General features: G+C 61.9%; 21 protein-coding genes. 14 read left to right on the forward strand and 7 right to left on the reverse strand.

Going from position 1 to position 19,008, the window contains the following annotated elements; genetic code table 11:
- The first annotated feature begins 46 nt into the window (after positions 1 to 46).
- The 3 genes from OC71_RS00860 (at position 47) to OC71_RS00870 (ending at position 2,244) form a co-directional block, all read left to right on the forward strand.
- Positions 47 to 892, forward strand: coding sequence for an ABC transporter permease (locus tag OC71_RS00860; RefSeq protein WP_041062839.1), 846 nt, complete (start codon positions 47 to 49; stop codon positions 890 to 892).
- Between the two features lie 48 nt (positions 893 to 940).
- A complete protein-coding gene (locus tag OC71_RS00865; protein ID WP_041062842.1) occupies positions 941 to 1,621 on the forward strand; it encodes an SOS response-associated peptidase in 681 nt (226 codons plus the stop codon).
- 350 nt (positions 1,622 to 1,971) lie between these two features.
- Positions 1,972 to 2,244 carry a hypothetical protein gene (locus tag OC71_RS00870; RefSeq protein ID WP_041062844.1) on the forward strand — a complete coding sequence of 91 codons (273 nt, stop codon included), beginning with the start codon at positions 1,972 to 1,974 and terminating at the stop codon, positions 2,242 to 2,244.
- Positions 2,245 to 2,289: 45 nt separating this feature from the next.
- On the opposite strand, the gene OC71_RS28330 is transcribed toward OC71_RS00870, so the two are convergent.
- The 3 genes from OC71_RS28330 to OC71_RS00880 all read right to left on the reverse strand — a co-directional run bounded on the left by OC71_RS28330 (position 2,290) and on the right by OC71_RS00880 (position 3,517).
- A complete protein-coding gene (locus OC71_RS28330; RefSeq protein WP_174376867.1) occupies positions 2,290 to 2,445 on the reverse strand; it encodes a hypothetical protein in 156 nt (51 codons plus the stop codon).
- A gap of 62 nt (positions 2,446 to 2,507) precedes the next feature.
- Positions 2,508 to 2,819 carry an AzlD domain-containing protein gene (locus OC71_RS00875; RefSeq protein WP_177327894.1) on the reverse strand — a complete coding sequence of 104 codons (312 nt, stop codon included), beginning with the start codon at positions 2,817 to 2,819 and terminating at the stop codon, positions 2,508 to 2,510.
- Positions 2,819 to 3,517: an AzlC family ABC transporter permease gene (locus tag OC71_RS00880; protein WP_027612977.1), complete on the reverse strand. Its 699-nt coding sequence runs from the start codon at positions 3,515 to 3,517 to the stop codon at positions 2,819 to 2,821. The genes OC71_RS00875 and OC71_RS00880 overlap by 1 nt, the downstream gene beginning before the upstream one ends.
- Positions 3,518 to 3,669: 152 nt before the next feature.
- Between OC71_RS00880 and OC71_RS00885 the strand changes: the two genes are divergently transcribed.
- Entirely contained in the window at positions 3,670 to 4,056 is a 387-nt protein-coding gene (locus OC71_RS00885; protein ID WP_027612976.1) for a DUF2784 domain-containing protein, read from the forward strand.
- Here the strand turns inward: OC71_RS00885 and OC71_RS00890 are convergent.
- The gene (locus OC71_RS00890; protein ID WP_041062850.1) at positions 4,053 to 4,580 is read right to left on the reverse strand and encodes a DUF3087 domain-containing protein; all 528 of its coding nucleotides are present in this window, start codon (positions 4,578 to 4,580) and stop codon (positions 4,053 to 4,055) included. The two genes, OC71_RS00885 and OC71_RS00890, sit on opposite strands and share 4 nt — an antisense overlap.
- Positions 4,581 to 4,803: 223 nt before the next feature.
- On the opposite strand from OC71_RS00890, the gene ppnN reads away from it, so the two are divergent.
- Positions 4,804 to 6,177, forward strand: coding sequence for a nucleotide 5'-monophosphate nucleosidase PpnN (ppnN, locus tag OC71_RS00900; RefSeq protein ID WP_041062856.1), 1,374 nt, complete (start codon positions 4,804 to 4,806; stop codon positions 6,175 to 6,177).
- A 189-nt stretch (positions 6,178 to 6,366) separates the two neighbouring features.
- Here the strand turns inward: ppnN and OC71_RS00905 are convergent, their stop codons facing one another.
- Complete coding sequence (locus OC71_RS00905; protein WP_041062859.1) at positions 6,367 to 7,761, reverse strand: FAD/NAD(P)-binding protein; 1,395 nt, start codon at positions 7,759 to 7,761, stop codon at positions 6,367 to 6,369.
- Complete coding sequence (locus tag OC71_RS00910) at positions 7,762 to 8,325, reverse strand: helix-turn-helix domain-containing protein (RefSeq protein WP_041062862.1); 564 nt, start codon at positions 8,323 to 8,325, stop codon at positions 7,762 to 7,764.
- An 85-nt stretch (positions 8,326 to 8,410) separates the two neighbouring features.
- Between OC71_RS00910 and OC71_RS00915 the strand changes: the two genes are divergently transcribed.
- From OC71_RS00915 to OC71_RS00945, 7 genes are all read left to right on the forward strand, one after another.
- Complete coding sequence (locus OC71_RS00915) at positions 8,411 to 9,349, forward strand: DMT family transporter (RefSeq protein WP_041062865.1); 939 nt, start codon at positions 8,411 to 8,413, stop codon at positions 9,347 to 9,349.
- A 213-nt stretch (positions 9,350 to 9,562) separates the two neighbouring features.
- On the forward strand, positions 9,563 to 12,481 hold the full coding sequence (locus OC71_RS00920; RefSeq protein ID WP_041062868.1) for a monovalent cation/H+ antiporter subunit A: 2,919 nt from the start codon (positions 9,563 to 9,565) through the stop codon (positions 12,479 to 12,481).
- Positions 12,481 to 12,825 (forward strand): Na+/H+ antiporter subunit C, encoded by a 345-nt coding sequence (locus tag OC71_RS00925; RefSeq protein ID WP_003225953.1) that lies wholly within the window; start codon positions 12,481 to 12,483, stop codon positions 12,823 to 12,825. Before OC71_RS00920 ends, OC71_RS00925 begins: the two co-directional genes overlap by 1 nt.
- Positions 12,822 to 14,501, forward strand: coding sequence for a monovalent cation/H+ antiporter subunit D (locus OC71_RS00930; protein WP_041062873.1), 1,680 nt, complete (start codon positions 12,822 to 12,824; stop codon positions 14,499 to 14,501). Before OC71_RS00925 ends, OC71_RS00930 begins: the two co-directional genes overlap by 4 nt.
- On the forward strand, positions 14,498 to 14,986 hold the full coding sequence (locus OC71_RS00935) for a Na+/H+ antiporter subunit E (protein WP_041062876.1): 489 nt from the start codon (positions 14,498 to 14,500) through the stop codon (positions 14,984 to 14,986). The genes OC71_RS00930 and OC71_RS00935 overlap by 4 nt, the downstream gene beginning before the upstream one ends.
- On the forward strand, positions 14,983 to 15,261 hold the full coding sequence (locus OC71_RS00940) for a K+/H+ antiporter subunit F (protein WP_003225959.1): 279 nt from the start codon (positions 14,983 to 14,985) through the stop codon (positions 15,259 to 15,261). Before OC71_RS00935 ends, OC71_RS00940 begins: the two co-directional genes overlap by 4 nt.
- Positions 15,258 to 15,620: a Na+/H+ antiporter subunit G gene (locus OC71_RS00945; protein WP_041062879.1), complete on the forward strand. Its 363-nt coding sequence runs from the start codon at positions 15,258 to 15,260 to the stop codon at positions 15,618 to 15,620. The genes OC71_RS00940 and OC71_RS00945 overlap by 4 nt, the downstream gene beginning before the upstream one ends.
- Positions 15,621 to 15,765: 145 nt before the next feature.
- On the opposite strand, the gene OC71_RS00950 is transcribed toward OC71_RS00945, so the two are convergent.
- Positions 15,766 to 16,206: a DUF3995 domain-containing protein gene (locus OC71_RS00950; RefSeq protein WP_041062882.1), complete on the reverse strand. Its 441-nt coding sequence runs from the start codon at positions 16,204 to 16,206 to the stop codon at positions 15,766 to 15,768.
- A 94-nt stretch (positions 16,207 to 16,300) separates the two neighbouring features.
- Here OC71_RS00950 and OC71_RS00955 point away from each other — a divergent pair, with 94 nt between their 5' ends.
- On the forward strand, positions 16,301 to 16,690 hold the full coding sequence (locus OC71_RS00955; RefSeq protein ID WP_041062885.1) for a DUF2946 domain-containing protein: 390 nt from the start codon (positions 16,301 to 16,303) through the stop codon (positions 16,688 to 16,690).
- Between the two features lie 92 nt (positions 16,691 to 16,782).
- Positions 16,783 to 18,915 (forward strand): TonB-dependent siderophore receptor, encoded by a 2,133-nt coding sequence (locus OC71_RS00960; protein ID WP_041062888.1) that lies wholly within the window; start codon positions 16,783 to 16,785, stop codon positions 18,913 to 18,915.
- Positions 18,916 to 19,008 lie beyond the last annotated feature (93 nt).

Here is a 19,008-nt window from a genome sequence, read left to right on the forward strand (position 1 = left end):
AGCCCATCCGCGTCCGCTGCGGATTCGCTGTGAGCGGAGCCCATGTATGACCACTCGCAGTAACGAACTGCCCGCCCCTCCTCGGCGCTTGTCGAGGCCGCGAGCGTCATCCCTCAACCCGAAATGGCGACGGCGCTTCAAAGGTCTGGCCCTGCCGCTGCTGATCGTAGTCGTCCTGGAGTTCATCGTGCGTCTCGGCTGGCTGCCGTCCTACCAGATGCCGGCCCCCAGCGAGATCGCCCTGACCCTCACCGACCTTGCCGAAGGCGCGCTGTGGAAACACATCGGCGCCAGCCTGATCCGCGTGTTGCTCGGGTTTGCAATTGGCGCCAGCCTGGCACTGGTGTTCGCCGCCTGGGTCGGCCTCAGTCGTGAGGCCGAAGCCTATCTGGAACCGACATTCGCCGCGCTGCGTTCGATTCCGAGTCTGGCCTGGGTGCCGCTGTTGCTGCTGTGGCTGGGCATCGATGAAACCTCGAAGATCGTGCTGATCGCCATCGGCGCGTTCTTTCCGGTGTACGTCAACGTGGTCGCGGCGATTCGCAACATCGATCGCAAACTGGTCGAGGTCGGGCGCATCTATGGCTTCAGCCGCCTGCAACTGGTACGGCGAATTCTGTTGCCGGCCGCCCTGCCCGGCCTGTTCACCGGTCTGCGCAGCGGCATGAGTCTGGCGTGGATGTTTCTGGTGGCCGCCGAGCTGATCGCCGCGACCAAGGGCCTGGGTTATCTGCTCAGCGACGGCCGCGAAACCTCGCGACCGGACATCGTGCTGGCAGCGATCATCGTGCTCGCCGTGCTCGGCAAACTCAGCGACGGTGTGCTCGCAGTGCTGGAGCGCCGCTGGCTGATCTGGCGCGACACGTTCACCGGTCAGGCGGCGCAGGATTGATTGGCCAGAGCCAACTAAGCTGAAAGCGTCCAACCGGAGATTCGGCGCATGTGCGGAAGACTCTCGCAATACCGCGGCATTCACGACTTTGTCGCGGTGCTGAGCATTCCCGATGCGCTGATCAATCACGTCGGCGACGCTGCGCTGGAACACTACAACGCGGCGCCGACCACGTCACTCGCGGTGCTCCATCAACATGATCAACGCCTGTATGCCGACAACCTGCGCTGGGGCTGGCGTCCGCACTGGGCCAAAGACCGCGCGGCGCCGATCAACGCCCGTGTGGAAAAAGTCGCCCATGGCCCCTTCTTCCGGGCGATCTGGCGTCATCGGTTGATCGTGCCAGTGGACAACTGGTTCGAATGGGTTGACGGCCCGGATGACACCCGACAGCCGTGGCTGATCCGGCGGGCCGATCACGGGCCGGTGTTCTGTGCGGCCATCGGCCAGTTTCCGACACCCGGCAACGACGCCCGGGACGACGATGGTTTCGTGATCATCACCGCCGACAGCGTCGGCGGCCTGCTCGATATCCATGATCGCCGACCGGTGGTTTTTCGCCCGGAGCTGGCTGCCGAGTGGCTCGACCCGGCAACACCGGCGGAACGTGCCGAACAGATGCTGCTGTTCGAAGGTGAAGCCAGCGAGGCATTTGCCTGGCACAAAGTCGGCAAAGCTGTCGGCAATTCGCGCAATCAGGGCGCCAACCTCATTGAAGAAGTGGCTTGAAAATCCCCCGCCCTCCCGCGTCAACCCTGTAGGAGCTGCCGAAGGCTGCGATCTTTTGATTTTTAATTTTTTAAAAGCAAGATCAAAAGATCGCAGCCTGCGGCAGCTCCTACAGGTGATTACAGGTGATACTCGATCTTTACAGCTGGTGTTTCATCGCTGAAACAGCCTCAAAAAAACAGTCGTTTGAGCGATTTAACCGCTTGTCTGACATTTCAACCGTCATACATACATTTAGATGCACTACGGATAGCATGCGCGCCGCATTTCCAATTGGCATACCAGTTGACCAAAGAGTCAACAAACCAGGAATCCCCTACAACTTTTACCAAGCCTTGCAGAGAACTAAGTTGCGCGACGATTTTGCAATCAAACAGGCCAACGGCCTGGAGTGTATTTATCTGTCCATGACAGAACGCTTTCAACTCGACTGTTTTATCGGCCACTACATCAAGACCCGAAACCTGCGTTCAGTGCCGGACATCGAACGTGTTCTGCGCACCACGCTCGAGGGCTATCCCGGCCACCCACCGGTGATGGTCAATGAGCTCAATGCGTGGATCGACAAGACGCTGGGCTATCGGGCGTCACATCCGGACTTCCCGCACCTGGAAGACCTGTGAAACAACAAAAAGCCCCGCTGCTGCGGGGCTTTTTGCATGGGGCTGTCAGAATTTCACGTCGGGCCCGGTGAGTTCCTTGTCATCGTCGTGCTTCCACGTCTGTTCCTTGCGTTTCTCGCGCTCGATTTCCTCTTCGCTCGGTTCGTCCACTTCGTCGTCTACTGCCTGGTTTTCATCCGGACGCTTCTGCTCGGTCGTCATGTGAACTTCGCCTCGTCGACAATAATCATCCAATAAGCGTAGAACAGTTTTTCCCCGTCAACTTACAACCACCAGCGCAACAAAAAGAAAAACGCCATGCTTAAAAGCATGCTGAGTAACGTATTGCGGGTGTACAGCACCAAGCCGATCGCAACCAGCGAACTCAGCAAATACGGATTATCCCACTGCACATTCAACTGTTTGTCCGGCATGAACACGATTGGCCCGCAGATCGCCGTCAACATTCCCGGTACGGCAAACCCGAGAAACTGCCGCGCGTTGCTGCTCAAACGCAATGGCAGGCGCGGTTCGAGAAACACGTAGCGGTTGAGGAACACCAGAATCCCCATGCCGACAATCACTGCCCAGACCATCATGTGCGCCCCCGATACAGCTTGTTGCAGACAAATCCTGCGGTCATCCCGGCCAGCCCCGACAGCACCAGCGCCGAGCCCCATTGCCAATAGCTGAACAGCACCGAGCAGAACAGCGACACCGCCACGCAAACCACGGTCGGCACGTTACGCACCACCGGGGTGATCAATGCGATGAAAGTGGCGGCAATCGAGAAGTCCAGGCCCAGATGCTCAAGCCCCGGAATACTGCTGCCCAGGACGATGCCGGCCAGGGTGAACAGGTTCCACGCGATGTAGAACGTCAGACCGACGCCCAAGGCATACCAGCGATTGAACTGCTGACGGTCATGCTGGCTGGTCAGGGCAAACAGTTCATCGGTGAGCAAAAAGCCCAGACCGATGCGCCAGCGCCCGGGCAGCGGCGAGATCACCGAGCGCATGCTCATTCCGTACAACAGGTGCTGCGAGGTCAGCAGCAGCGTGGTCAACAGGATCGAGAAAATCCCGGCACCGCCCTTGAGCATGCCGATTGCCACCAGTTGCGCGGCCCCTGCAAACACGATGCTCGACAGGCCCTGCCCCTGTAACGGCGTGAGGTTGGCTTCGATCGCCATGGAGCCGGCCAGCAGCCCCCACGGCGCCGTCGCCAGTGATAACGGCATGATCGCCGCAGCGCCGCGAAGAAACGCACGGCGCGGCATAAGTGAGTCAGACATAACGCTCTTCAACCGAGGAAACGGTCGCAGACTCTGCCAGCAAATGCCCCTTCGTGGCTTGAACAATCTTGCGCACTTACGCTGAATCGTCGCGCCCCGGCGTCGCTGTCGGCGTACCATGGAGCCCTTCACAACCGTGTCAGGGAGACGACATGCTGTACCGAATCGCAGCCGACGGGCTGGTGCTGTTCCATCTGTCATTCATTCTGTTCGTGCTGTTCGGCGGGCTGCTGGTGCTCAAGTGGCCACGCCTGATGTGGCTGCATCTGCCGGCGGCTGCATGGGGCGTGGCGGTCGAGGTGTTGCACCTGACTTGTCCGCTGACCTACTGGGAAAACCTGATGCGCCACGCCGCCGGGCAGACCGAATACGCCGGCGGCTTCATCGAGCACTACATCTGGCCGATCATCTACCCCGCAGGTCTGACGCCACAGATCCAGTTGGCACTGGGCAGCGTGGTGCTGGTGATCAACCTGCTGGTCTACGGGCGTCTGGCCCGTGCGTGGAAACTGCGCCGCGCCAGCCGCATCCCGTTTTAACGCGCGGCGGGTTTCAAGGCTTGCAGCCAGTCCGGATCCAGGCGCTTCTGGTCGATCTCCAGACCCAGCGCCTGCATCCGCTCCTGGTGCGCTGCGACCTCCCGCTGCAACTGCGCGTGATCGCTGGAGTTACCGTCCAGTTCGTGCATCTGGGTCAAACCCAGATGATAGAAACGCAGCACCTTCATTGCCGTCGGATCGTTTTGTTCAACGGCCGCTGTCACCTGATGCATCACGTTGGTCACACTCATCAGGCTGCGCTTGAGCCGCCAGCTATACACCGCTGGGGCCATCCACGGCTGCTGCCAGAACTGCCCGCGCATCAGCGCCGCCGTCAGCAGAAACGCGACGAACACTCCGCCGACATTGAAACGCAGATTATCGCCGCCGGGTTCACCGAACAGTGCCACCGCCGCCGTCGAAAGCGCCATCGCCAACACCAGGAACAGCACGGCAATGATCAGCGTGCTGCGACGGGTCTGCTGGCGAAACGTTGCTGGGTCCATCGGCTGGATCTCGAACATCAGGCATGACTTCCTTGAACGATAAAAAGGGCAACGGAAAAAACTCGTTGCGCATTATCGCCTCTGTGCACGATTTAGCTATGCTGGGGGCCCTTTTCATCTTTTCAGCGTCCAACGGGGACATGGCGGTACAGCGCAGATCGTGCCATCTTCATTCATGGATACACACTATTCGGATGCCATTTGCCTGCCATTGGAATGACATCGTTTTAAGGATCATTGCATGACCCAACGACACGTAATCAACGCCTCGGTCAGCCCGAAAGGCAGCCTGGAAACCCTTTCTCAACGTGAAGTGCAGCAACTGAGCGAAGCCGGATCCGGCAGCACCTACACCCTCTTCCGCCAGTGCGCCCTGGCCATCCTCAACACCGGCGCGCATGTCGACAACGCCAAGACTATCCTCGAAGCCTACAAGGACTTCGAAATCCGCATTCACCAGCAGGATCGCGGCGTGCGCCTCGAACTGCTGAACGCCCCGGCAGACGCGTTCGTCGACGGCGAAATGATTGCCAGCACCCGCGAGATGCTGTTCAGCGCCCTGCGTGACATCGTCTACACCGAAAACGAACTCGACAGCCAACGCATCGACCTCAGCACCTCGCAAGGCATCAGCGACTACGTGTTCCATCTGCTGCGCAACGCGCGCACCTTGCGCCCGGGTGTCGAGCCGAAAATCGTCGTGTGCTGGGGCGGTCACTCGATCAACACCGAAGAATACAAATACACCAAGAAAGTCGGCCACGAACTGGGCCTGCGCAGCCTCGACATCTGCACCGGTTGCGGCCCCGGTGTAATGAAAGGCCCGATGAAGGGCGCGACCATCGCCCACGCCAAGCAGCGCATTCACGGTGGGCGCTACCTCGGCCTGACCGAACCGGGGATCATCGCCGCTGAAGCGCCGAACCCGATCGTCAATGAGCTGGTGATCCTGCCGGACATCGAAAAACGTCTGGAAGCGTTCGTGCGTGTCGGCCACGGCATCATCATCTTCCCGGGCGGCGCCGGCACCGCCGAAGAGTTCCTGTACCTGCTGGGTATCCTGATGCATCCGGACAATCAGGGCCTGCCGTTCCCGGTGATTCTGACCGGGCCGAAACATGCCGCGCCGTATCTGGAGCAACTCGATGCGTTCGTCACCGCCACCCTCGGCGATGCGGCGAAGCAGCACTACGAGATCATCATCGACGACCCGGCCGAAGTCGCGCGGCAGATGACTGCCGGCCTCAAAGCGGTGAAGCAGTTCCGCCGCGAGCGCAACGACGCGTTCCACTTCAACTGGCTGCTGAAGATCGACGAAAGCTTCCAGCGTCCGTTCGATCCGACCCACGAGAACATGGCCAACCTCAAGCTGCACCGGGACCAGCCGCCCCACGAACTGGCCGCCAACCTGCGCCGCGCGTTCTCCGGGATCGTCGCCGGCAACGTCAAGGACAAGGGCATCCGCTTGATCGAGGAACACGGGCCGTACCAGATCCGTGGTGACGCAGCGATCATGCAACCGCTCGATGCGCTGCTCAAAGCCTTCGTCGCCCAGCACCGGATGAAACTGCCGGGCGGCGCGGCGTATGTGCCGTGCTATCGCGTGGTGGCGTAACTCTTCCGGCCGCCCAATGTGTGAGCGGGCTTGCCCGCGAAAGCGGTGTGTCAGGCAACATTGATGTTGACTGGCACGGCCTCTTCGCGAGCAAGCTCGCTCCCACAAGTGACTCTGCTTGTAAATAACCTGTGCGCCACGCAACAGATCCTGTGGGAGCGAGCTTGCTCGCGAAAGACCAGCATCACCTTATCCCGCCAATCGCGCCGCCAATGCCTTGGCCTGCAACGCCACATCCGTCACTGCCGTACTTTCCCACCACATTCCGCGTAGAGGTGGGCCCATGGCGAACAAACGGCTGGCGACTTGCCCTTCAGCGTCCAGCACCGCGCCGTCCACCGCTGCGGTAATCCCCAACGCCAACGGCCCCGGACGCACCAGCCCACGCGCCAGCAACTGCTGCGGCAACGGTCGCGCCACGCGCCGCCAGTCATACTCGATGCCACTGGAATTGATCAGCGCTGCCCCGTGTACCACGCGAGTCTCAGACTCACCGCGTGGCCGAACGCGAATGCTGACACCATTCTGCGTACTCGGCTCAAGCCCCTTGAACGACGCTGCCTGAATCCGCAACCGTCCCTCGTTGTGCAAGCGCTCAACCAACGCCGCACTCAACGGTGGCGAACGGTGATGATGACTCTCCCACCATGGCCGCACATGGCGTACGAATTGTCTTCGCTGCACGTCAGTCGCCTGACTCCACAGCCGGCCGATATTCGCTCGCACGGTGTCCAGCGGCGCCTGCCAGTCGATGCCTTGGGCAATGGCGTCACGGCAATGCCTGCGCAGTTCGTGCAGCAACTGTCGCGGCGTGCGAATGCCCGGATCTTGCGCAAGGAAATCCACCCACGCCGGCGGTTGTCGACGTACATGGGGCAATAGTCCATGGCGGGAAAACACGTCGATCGGCCCGCGATGCCCGGCCTGCTCCAGCGAAACCACGGCATCGACCATGGTCAGCCCGGAGCCGATGATCAGCACGGTTGACTGCGGATCGAGCTGGCGCATGGCCGCGACGTCCCACGGATCAAGCGCAGCGGCATTCAGGCCGCTGGAATCCTTCTGCGGCGTACGCGCGGCGGGGAACATGCCCGTGGCGAGCACGGCACAGGCGCCGTTCAGGTGCTGCCCATCGTTCAAGGTCAGTTGCACCGAATCAGCATCGGTTTGCAGATCGACGACTTCGGCGCGAACGTGCTCGACGGTCGAACCGTGTCGCGCACCAACGACTCGCGCCTCGGCCAGGCGCTGCTGCACATACACGCCAAACAGCCCGCGCGGCGGGAACAGTTCACTGATCGGTACGTTCTGCTCGGCAGACTCCGGCCAGCCGCCAGCGGCAATGTGCGCAGTCAGCCATTGGGTCAAGTCATCAGGGTTGTCCGGGTCGACACTCATGCGCGCCGCATTGCCGTTGAGCGTGTGGCCCAGTTCGACGGCGCTGTAGGCTTCGCCACGGCCGAGTTCGGCGCGCGGTTCGATGATCAGGATCCGCCGCTGGCCGGGCAGTCGCAGCAATTGCACGGCCAACATCGTGCCGCTGAGGCCACCGCCGATGATCAGGATGTCTGCACGCTGATTCATTCAAATCACCACATTGCGCACAAAGCGCACCGCGACGGATCCGTCGTTGCGATAGCCGTGCGGCTGGTTGCTGGCGAACATGAAAAACTCGCCAGTCGCAATGGTATTGGTCACTTCACCCACCGTTAACGTCAGGCAACCTTCGAACACATAGATCTGTTCACTCCAGCCATCGGCGTCAGGTTGCGACGGGTAGACCTCGCCCGGTTGCAGGCACCATTCCCACTGTTCGACTTCACGGGTGGCGGTGGCCTTGGACAGCAGCACCGCTTTGCTCCCGGGAATCACCCCGGCCCACGCCACTTCGTTGATGCGACTGGTATCGCGCGCGTCGGGGGCCTGGATCAGGTCGCTGAAGGCTACATCGAGCGCTTCGGCGACGCGGTCGAGGGTGGTCAGGCTGACATTCTTTTCCCCGGCCTCGATCGCCACCAGCATGCGCCGACTGACGCCGGACTTTTCGGCCAGCGCGGTCTGGCTCATGTCAGCAGCGTGGCGCAGGCGCCGAACATTGTGGCTGACGTGTTGCAGGACGGACGCCCGTTGGCTGGAATCTTTGTGCACTATATTGCTCACTCGGTGGGGTTGGGCAGTATACTGCGCAACGTTGGGCGCATTGTGCGTCCTGCCTTTTATAGTGCGCAAGGTCATGACGTCAGTGAACAGCTCCCCCACCCCTCTTCGCTTCTCCCGCTTCAGCAAGGCCGAGTGCGTGCTGGTGCTGATCACCATGGTCTGGGGCGGTACGTTCCTGCTGGTGCAACACGCCATGACCGTCAGCGGCCCGATGTTCTTCGTCGGCCTGCGCTTTGCCGCTGCGGCCGCCATTGTCGCGCTGTTTTCCTGGCGCCACTTGCGCAACCTGACCCTGTTCGAACTCAAAGCCGGCACCTTCATCGGCGTGGCGATCATGCTCGGTTACGGCCTGCAAACCGTTGGCCTGCAAACGATCCCGAGCAGCCAGTCGGCATTCATCACCGCGTTGTACGTGCCCTTCGTGCCGTTGCTGCAATGGCTGGTGCTGGGCCGTCGGCCGGGGCTGATGCCGAGCATTGGCATCATGCTGGCGTTTACCGGGTTGATGCTGTTGTCCGGGCCGTCCGGGGCTGCGCTGAATTTCAGCCCCGGCGAAATCGCCACGCTGATCAGCGCCATCGCGATTGCCGCCGAGATCATTCTGATCAGCACCTATGCCGGCCAGGTCGATGTACGCCGGGTGACCGTGGTGCAACTTGCAGCGACCTCGGTGCTGTCATTCCTGCTGGTGGTGCCGACCGGTGAGGCACTTCCGGATTTTTCCTGGACGCTGCTGATGACCGCACTGGGACTCGGCGCGGCGAGTGCGGCGATTCAGGTGGCGATGAACTGGGCGCAGAAAAGCGTTTCGCCGACCCGGGCAACGTTGATCTATGCCGGTGAGCCGGTGTGGGCCGGGATCGTCGGGCGGATCGCCGGGGAGCGCTTGCCGGCGATTGCCTTGGTGGGTGCAGGGTTGATTGTCGCGGCGGTGATTGTCAGCGAGTTAAAGACCAAGGGTAAGGTTGACGAAGCAGTTGAAGGTGCCTTGGAGAACGACAGCGGTAATTGAAAGCGAAGATCAAAAGATCGCAGCCTGCGGCAGCTCCTACGGACATGCATTCCAATGTAGGAGCTGCCGCAGGCTGCGATCTTTTTTCGACCTTGAAACACAGCCAAAGCCCATTTTTCAGACTACTTTGTAGGATTCTGAGACATCCTGGCGTTTGGTAATCAGGGAGCTGGCACGTATGATGCTTCACAAACTTCCGCAGATTAGAAGCCTATGTCCCTGATAGTTCTACTGCTTCTGCCATTCATTGGCAGCTGTCTGGCAGCGGTGCTGCCACACAATGCGCGTAATACCGAATCCCTGTTGGCAGGTCTGGTCGCTCTGATCGGCACCGTGCAGGTCGCGCTGTTGTACCCGCAAATCGCCCACGGCGGCGTGATCCGCGAAGAATTCATGTGGCTGCCCAGCCTCGGTTTGAACTTCGTCCTGCGCATGGACGGTTTCGCCTGGCTGTTCTCTCTGCTGGTGCTGGGCATCGGCGCCCTCGTCTCTTTATATGCGCGTTATTACATGTCGCCGGATGACCCGGTGCCGCGCTTCTTCGCCTTCTTCCTGGCGTTCATGGGCGCCATGCTCGGCCTGGTGATCTCCGGCAACCTGATCCAGATCGTGTTCTTCTGGGAGCTGACCAGCCTCTTCTCGTTCCTGCTGATCGGCTACTGGCACCACCGCTCCGATGCCCGGCGTGGCGCCTATATGGCGCTGATGGTCACCGGCGCCGGGGGACTATGCCTGCTGGCGGGGGTCATGATCCTCGGCCATGTCGTCGGCAGCTATGACCTGGACAAGGTCCTGGCCGCCGGCGATCAGATTCGCGCACATGCCCTCTACCCCATCCTGCTTCCCCTCATCCTTATCGGCGCCCTCAGCAAAAGCGCTCAGTTCCCTTTCCACTTCTGGCTGCCGCACGCCATGGCGGCGCCCACCCCGGTTTCGGCTTATCTGCACTCGGCGACCATGGTCAAGGCCGGGGTGTTCCTGCTCGCACGCCTGTGGCCGTCGCTGTCCGGCAGTGAAGAATGGTTCTACATCGTCAGCGGCGCCGGCGCGTGTACGCTGTTGCTCGGCGCCTACTGCGCGATGTTCCAGAACGACCTCAAGGGTCTGCTGGCCTATTCGACCATCAGCCATCTGGGCCTGATCACCTTGCTGCTGGGCCTGAACAGCCCGCTGGCGGCAGTCGCGGCGGTGTTCCACATTCTCAACCACGCGACCTTCAAGGCCTCGCTGTTCATGGCCGCCGGGATCATCGACCACGAGAGCGGCACCCGAGACATCCGCAAGCTCAGCGGCCTGATCAAACTGATTCCGTTCACCGCGACCCTGGCGATGGTTGCCAGCGCGTCGATGGCCGGCGTACCGCTGCTCAACGGCTTCCTGTCGAAAGAGATGTTCTTCGCCGAAACCGTGTTCATCAACGCCACCGCATGGGTTGAAGCGACACTGCCGATTGTCGCAACCATCGCCGGCACCTTCAGCGTCGCCTACTCGCTGCGCTTTACCGTCGACGTGTTCTTCGGCCCGACCGCCACCGACCTGCCGCACACCCCGCACGAACCGCCGCGCTGGATGCGTGCGCCGGTCGAGTTGCTGGTGTTCACCTGCCTGATCGTCGGGATTTTCCCGGCGCAAGTGGTCGGTCCGCTGCTCGCGGCCGCCGCCCTGCCGGTAGTGGGCGGCACGCTGCCCGAGTACAGCCTGGCCATCTGGCACGGTCTGAATGCGCCGATGATCATGAGCCTGATCGCCATGTCCGGTGGCATCGTGGTTTATCTGTTGCTGCGCAATCAGCTCAAGCGTGGCCGCTTCAAATACCCGCCGCTGGTAGGTCGCTTCAACGGCAAGCGGCTGTTCGAGCGCAGTCTGGTGCTGATGATGCGCATGGCCCGCCGGGTAGAACGTCGACTCGGCACCCGCCGCCTGCAGATGCAACTGTTCCTGATGGTATTGGCGGCAGTGCTCGCCGGCCTGATCCCGATGCTGCACAGCCAGCTGAGCTGGGGCGACCGGCCGAAGATTCCGGGCTCCATCGTGTTCGTGACTCTGTGGCTGCTGGCGATTGCCTGCGCCCTCGGCGCCGCATGGCAAGCCAAGTATCACCGTCTCGCCGCCCTGACCATGGTCAGCGTCTGCGGGCTGATGACCTGTGTGACCTTCGTCTGGTTCTCGGCGCCGGATCTGGCCCTGACACAACTGGCGGTGGAAGTGGTGACCACGGTGCTGATCCTGCTCGGCCTGCGCTGGTTGCCGCGACGCATCGAAGAAGTCTCGCCACTGCCGTCGAGCCTGCGCAAGGCCCGGGTGCGGCGCCTGCGCGACTTGCTGTTGTCGATTGCGGTCGGCGCCGGCATGGCGTTGCTGTCCTACGCGATGCTGACGCGGCAGACGCCCAACGACATTTCCTCGTTCTACCTCAGCCGGGCCATGCCCGAGGGCGGTGGCAGCAACGTGGTCAACGTGATGCTGGTGGACTTCCGTGGCTTCGATACCCTGGGTGAAATCACCGTGCTGGTGGCCGTGGCGCTGACCGTGTTCGCCCTGCTCCGGCGTTTCCGCCCGCCGAAAGAAAGCCTGCAACTGCCGGCCCAGCAACGCCTGCTCGCGCCCGACGTGGTCACCGATCTGGTCAACCCGCGCAGCGCCAGCGATACCGCGCTCGGCTTCATGATGGTGCCGGCGGTGCTGGTGCGCCTGTTGCTGCCGATTGCGCTGGTGGTGTCGTGCTATCTGTTCATGCGCGGCCACAACCAACCGGGCGGCGGTTTCGTTGCAGGGCTGGTGATGTCGGTGGCGTTCATCCTGCAATACATGGTTGCCGGGACGCAGTGGGTCGAGGCGCAAATGAGCCTGCGACCGTTGCGCTGGATGGGCACCGGCCTGCTGTTCGCCACCGCCACCGGTCTCGGGGCGATGGCGGTCGGTTACCCGTTCTTGACCACCCATACCTGGCATTTCGCCTTGCCGCTGCTGGGCGACATCCATATCGCCAGCGCGCTGTTCTTTGACATCGGCGTGTACGCCGTGGTCGTGGGCTCGACGCTGCTGATCCTCACCGCTCTCGCCCACCAATCGGTGCGTGGTCACAAAACCGCGTCGCTGCCCAAGTCCGTCGCCAGCAAAGGAGCCGTCTGATGGAAGAAGTCATCGCAATCGCCATCGGCGTCCTCGCCGCGTCCGGCGTGTGGCTGGTGCTACGGCCACGGACGTTCCAGGTGGTCATGGGCCTGTGCCTGTTGTCCTACGCGGTCAACCTGTTCATCTTCAGCATGGGCAGCCTGTTCATCGGTAAAGAGCCGGTGATCAAGGACGGCGTGACCCAGGACCTGCTGCACTACACCGATCCGCTGCCGCAGGCACTGGTGCTGACCGCAATCGTCATCAGCTTTGCCATGACCGCCCTGTTCCTGGTGGTGCTGCTGGCATCGCGGGGCCTGACCGGCACTGACCACGTCGACGGCCGGGAGCCCAAGGAATGATGGCGATGACTCACCTGATCGCCGCACCGATCCTGCTGCCGCTGCTGACCGCCGCCGTGATGTTGATGCTGGGCGAGAAACACCGGCCGCTGAAGGCGAAAATCAACCTGTTCTCCAGCCTCGTCGGCCTGTTCATTTCGGTGATGCTGCTGCAATGGACGCAAACCACCGGCGTGCCCGGCTCCATCGGCGTGTACCTGCCGGGCAACTGGCAGGCGCCGTTCGGCATCGTGCTGGTGGTCGATCGCCTGTCGGCATTGATGCTGGTGCTGACCGGGATCATCGGCGTCAGCGCCCTGCTGTTCGCCATGGCGCGCTGGGATGGCGCGGGCTCGAGCTTCCACGCGTTGTTCCAGATTCAGCTGATGGGCCTGTACGGCGCGTTCCTCACCGCCGACCTGTTCAACCTGTTCGTGTTCTTCGAAGTGCTGCTCGCGGCCTCTTATGGCCTGTTGCTGCACGGCTCGGGGCGGGCGCGGGTGTCGTCGGGCCTGCATTACATCTCGATCAACCTCCTGGCCTCGTCGCTGTTTCTGATCGGCGCGGCGCTGATCTACGGCGTCACCGGCACCCTGAACATGGCCGATCTGGCGCTGAAGATCCCGCTGGTGCCGGAAGCCGACCGTGGCTTGCTGCATGCTGGCGCGGGGATTCTTGCGGTGGCGTTTCTGGCCAAGGCCGGCATGTGGCCGCTGAACTTCTGGCTGGTGCCGGCCTACTCGTCGGCCAGCGCACCGGTCGCGGCGATGTTCGCGATCATGACCAAGGTCGGCGTCTACACCCTGCTGCGCCTGTGGACGCTGCTGTTCTCCGGCCAGGCCGGGGCATCGGCGTTCTTCGGTGGTGACTGGCTGATCTACGGTGGCATGGCGACCATCGCCTGCGCCGCGCTGGCGATTCTGGCTGCGCAACGCCTGGAGCGCATGGCCAGCCTGAGCATTCTGGTGTCGGCGGGGATTCTGCTGTCGGCGGTGGGTTTCGCCCAGCCGAACCTGATCGGCGCGGCGCTGTTCTATCTGGTCAGCTCGACGCTGGCCCTGAGTGCGCTGTTCCTGCTGGCCGAGTTGATCGAGCGTTCGCGTTCGGCCAACGAAATCCCGCTGGAGGATGAAAGTGAACTGCTGCCGCGTCCGCAGGAATCCCTGCAACCGCCCAAGGGCATCAACCTCGACGACGAGCAGAAAGCCGTGGTCGGCCAGGTCATTCCGTGGACCATGGCGTTTCTCGGCCTGAGCTTCATTGCCTGCGCACTGCTGATCATCGGCATGCCGCCGCTGTCCGGGTTCATCGGCAAACTCAGTCTGATCGGTGCGCTGCTCAATCCACTGGGGCTGGGCGATGAAGCGCCGATTTCCAATGCGTCCTGGGCGTTGCTGGCGCTGCTGATCCTCTCCGGGCTGGCCTCTCTGATGGCGTTCGCGCGCATGGGTGTCCAGCGTTTCTGGACGCCGGAAGAGCGCCCTTCACCGCTGCTGCGCAAACTCGAATGTGTGCCGGTTTTCCTGTTGCTGGGGCTGAGCATCGCGCTGACCTTCAAGGCCGAACCGCTGCTGCGCTATACCCAGGCCACCGCCGACGCGCTGAACAACCCGCAGCAATACGTGATGGCCGTGCTCGGTACCCGCGCCGTGCCAAGCCCGGAAGCCAAAGCCGCGATGCTGGAGGTGCAGCCATGAAGCGCGTGTTCCCGGCTCCGCTGCTGTCACTGGCATTATGGGTTTTGTGGCTGACACTCAACCTCTCCGTCAGCCCGGGCAACCTGCTGCTCGGCGCAATACTCGGGTTCGCCGCACCGTTGATGATGCGCAAGCTGCGCCCGAAACAGGTGCGCATTCGCCACCCGCTGACAATTTTGCGCCTGTTCCTGATGGTCGGCCGTGACGTGATCCTCTCCAACCTGATCGTCGCCTGGGGCGTGCTCAACGCCGGTCGCCGACCGCCACGCTCGCGCTTCGTCAAAGTGCCGCTGGACCTGCGCGACGCCAATGGTCTGGCCGCGCTGGCGATGATCTGCACCGTGGTGCCGGGCACCGTGTGGTCGGAGCTGGCGCTGGATCGCAGCATTCTGCTGCTGCACGTCTGGGATCTGGATGACGAGGCGCACTTCATCCACCACTTCAAGACTGCCTACGAGCAGCCGTTGATGGAGATTTTCGAATGAGCCCGTTGCTGTCGAACGCGATTCTGCTGACGCTGTTCCTGTTCTCGCTGGCGATGGTCCTGACCCTGATTCGCCTGTTCAAGGGGCCGTCGGCGCAGGATCGGGTACTTGCGCTGGACTATCTGTACATCGTCGCCATGCTGATGATGCTGACGCTGGGCATTCGTTATTCCAGTGACACTTATTTCGAGGCAGCGCTGCTGATCGCGCTGTTCGGCTTCGTCGGTTCGTTTGCCCTGGCGAAATTCCTGCTGCGTGGCGAGGTGATCGAATGACTGCGCAATTGTCGTTGTGGGTCGAGATTCCGGTGGCCATTCTACTGGTGCTCAGCGGAGTGTTTGCGCTGCTTGGCGCGGCCGGCTTACTGCGTATGAAGGATTACTTCCAGCGCATGCATCCACCGGCGCTGGCCTCTACGCTGGGCGCATGGTGCGTGGCGCTGGCGTCGATCATCTGCTTTTCGGCACTCAAGTCCGGGCCGGTGATGCATGCCTGGCTGATTCCGATTCTGCTGGCGATTACTGTGCCGGTGACCACGTTGCTGCTGGCGCGGGCGGCGTTGTTCCGCAAGCGCATGGCCGGGGATGATGTGCCGGCTGAGGTGAGCAGCCGCAGCACCGAGAGTGGTAGTTAATTCGGCGGTGTCTGGGCAGGCCTCTTCGCGGGCAAGCCCGCTCCCACAGGGTTTTGGATGGAGTCCATTACTTGTGAACACCCACAATCACTGTGGGAGCGGCCTTGCCCGCGAAGAGGCCGGTACTGCCAACACATGAACCGGGTCAGACCCAAGCCACCGCCAGCAACCCCGCCCCCAACAACAGGCACAGCGGTGAATACACCCAGGTATCCAGCCGCGCAAATCGCGACCCCTTCACTTCCTTGAAAAACCCCACCAGATTCGAATCGCCGATCGCCCGGGCAAACATCAGTAACGCAATCGCACTGATCACCCACTGCAGCGCCTTGTGATGCACCGGCGGCATGCCCCAGCCGACCCGCATGCACACCAGCGCGGCGATCACCAATAACGCTGCCGCCACCAACAGCGTGATCCAGCCAGACGGTTTGAATGCCGGTCGCACCGTCGCCACCAGCCCTCGCACCGGCACTTGCGGTACCGCCGCCACCGCCGCCCACTGCCCACCCAGCGCCCAGTACACGTGTACCAGGGCTATTGCCGCAAATATCGTCACCAGCCATTGAGCCAACACAAAGGTCATGGTCGAGAATCCTTTCTGGGGATTTGAACAAAACATCCTAGTCGGCATTTTTTGAAGTGCACGACCGATCGGCGGTACGGTAAAGTGCCGCCCCATGAAATTCACCCGTTCCGATCGCTCACTGCTGGCCTGGATGCTCTATTGCTGCGTCCTGTTCAACGTGTTCGCCTGCAGCATCGGTCACGGACAAATGGTCGGGATGCAGCTCAACGGCATCGGCGGGCAGTTCTGTACGGTCGACCCGGCCTCGCAAGCGCCGCTGACCAGTAATCCCAGCGAAGAACAACTGCCGACCCTGTCGAAGGCGTTCGGCTGCCCGCTGTGCTCGGTCGGCGGCGGCATGGGCCCGGCGTTCAACTCCAGCCTGACCCTCGCGGTGCTGCCCGAGCACCACAGCCCGCCGCTGGCGCCCATCGTCAGCGCCGACCTCCCTGCCCGCTTCACCTGGCCTTCGGCCAACCCTCGCGCCCCACCGCTCGCCTGAGTGTCCTTGCCTTTTTGATTTTTCAGCTCACTGCGCCAACGCGCGGCGTTTGCCTGTGCGCTGACTCCTAGACAAGCATTCAGGATTCAACGATGAAACATATTCCTCTACTGGCCAGCCTGTGCGGCTGCCTGTCCCTTAACGCCTGGGCGCAACCCACCGTGGATCTGGCGCCGATCACCATCGACGGCGAATCCACCAGCGAACCGGGCCTGAGCCTCGATCAATCCAGCGGCATGGCTTCGCGTCTCGGCTTGAGCGTGCGCGACACACCTGCGTCAGTGGCCGTCGCCAACCGCAACGACATCGAGCGCCACGGCGCACAGAACTTCCAGGACGCCGCCAACACCCTGCCCGGAGTCAATGCCAGCGCGCCGCCTGGCTTTGGCGGATTCGTCTCCTACCGTGGTTTCACCAGCAGCCAGATCACCCAGATGTTCAATGGCATCAACGTCTCCGGCGGTCTCGCCCGACCGGTGGATTCATGGATCTATGACCGAGTCGAACTGGTGGGCGGTCCTTCATCGCTGATCAACGGCGCAGGCTCGGTCGGCGGTTCGCTGAACTACGTCACCAAACTGGCAACCCGCGAAGAACAAGCCGCTGAAGGGCGTGTCAGCTACGGCAGCTACGACACCACCGAAACCGCGTTCGGCCTCAACCATGCGCTGACCGAACCGAACGCCGACGTGCAGCACTACGCGCGCCTCGATGTCAGCCACAACACCAGCAACGGCTACATTGACCGCCAGGAACGCGATGCCTGGAGCGTGGCGTTTTCGTTGCTCAGCGACCTTACGCCGGACCTGTCGCACACGCTGGCCCTGGAATATCAAGACGAACACGAAGACAGCCCGTACTGGGGCACGCCGGTGCTCAACCCCAAGGCTGGCGAATTGAAGATCGACAAACACAACCGCTTCAACAACTACAACGTCGAGGACGGGCGCTACGAACAGCGCACGATCTGGGTGCGCTCGATCATCGATTACCGGATCAACGACAGCACCACCCTGCGCAACACGCTGTATCACCTCGACAGCCAGCGCGACTACCGCAACCTCGAGACCTATCAGTACAACGCTGACAACACGGCGGTGAACCGCTCCACCGCGTATCAAGTGCGGCATCAGGGTGAGCAGAACGGCAACCAGTTCGAACTGCGCCACGACAACAGGTTTTTCGGTCTCGACACGACGTGGTCCGGTGGTTTCGAGTACAAGGTCAACCAGACCACCAACTCGCCGCTGAATATCAAAGGCGCGAGCACCGTCGATCCGAACAACTACCGCCCGGGGCATTTCTACGATATTCCCGGCACCAACCCGGCGCTGATCAGCGACAAGACCAACGAAGTCACGACCAAAGCGCTATTCGCGGAAAACCGTCTGGCCCTGACCGACAAACTGGCGCTGCTCACCGGCCTGCGCTACGACGACATCGACCTCGACGTGACCAACCATCGCACGGTGACGGCCACCAACCCCAAGCACCTCAAACGCAGCTGGGAGCCGGTCACCGGGCGCGTCGGCCTGACCTACCAGTTCATCCCGTCGGCCAACGTCTACGTGCAATACAGCACCGCCGCCGAACAACCGAACGGCACGCAGGACTTCGATGTTTCAACCGGTAAACAGTGGGAAATCGGCAGCAAGTTCGACTACCTCAATGGCCGTGGCTCGGCGACAGTTGCCGCCTACACCATCGAGCGCAAGGACTTCGCCGTGACTGACCCGCTGGACCCGACCAGCAGCATCCCGGTCGGTCAGCAAACCTCGAAGGGCATCGAGATCGCCAGCTCCCTGCGGATCACCGACAAGCTGTTGGCCGAAGGCAACTTCGCCTGGGTCGATGCGCAGTACGACGACTTCACGGAAAAGAATGCCGCCGGCGTGGTGGTGTCGCGCAAGGGCAACACACCGACCAACGTCCCGGACCGGGTCGGCAATCTGTGGCTGACTTATGATTTTTCGCCGCAATGGCAAGGAGGGGTCGATGCGCGGTATGTGGCGTCAGTGTATGCGGACACGGCGAACACCATGACCGTGCCGTCGTACACACTGTTCGGCGGCTTCCTCAGCTACAAGGTCGACTCGCACACCACCGTTACCGGTCGGGTGCGCAACCTGACCAACGAGGTGTACGCCGAGTTTGCGCATGTATCACCGGCTTACTATCTGGGTACGCCGCGCACCTTTGAATTGGCGGTGCAGACTCGATTCTGAGTCGACACATAACCTGTGGCGAGGGAGCTTGCTCCCGCTGGGCTGCGAAGCAGCACTGAAATCGGCTGACGCGGTTAATCATTAAAACCGCAT

Source organism: Pseudomonas sp. W15Feb9B, assembly GCF_000828175.1.
Taxonomy (GTDB): domain Bacteria; phylum Pseudomonadota; class Gammaproteobacteria; order Pseudomonadales; family Pseudomonadaceae; genus Aquipseudomonas; species Aquipseudomonas parakoreensis.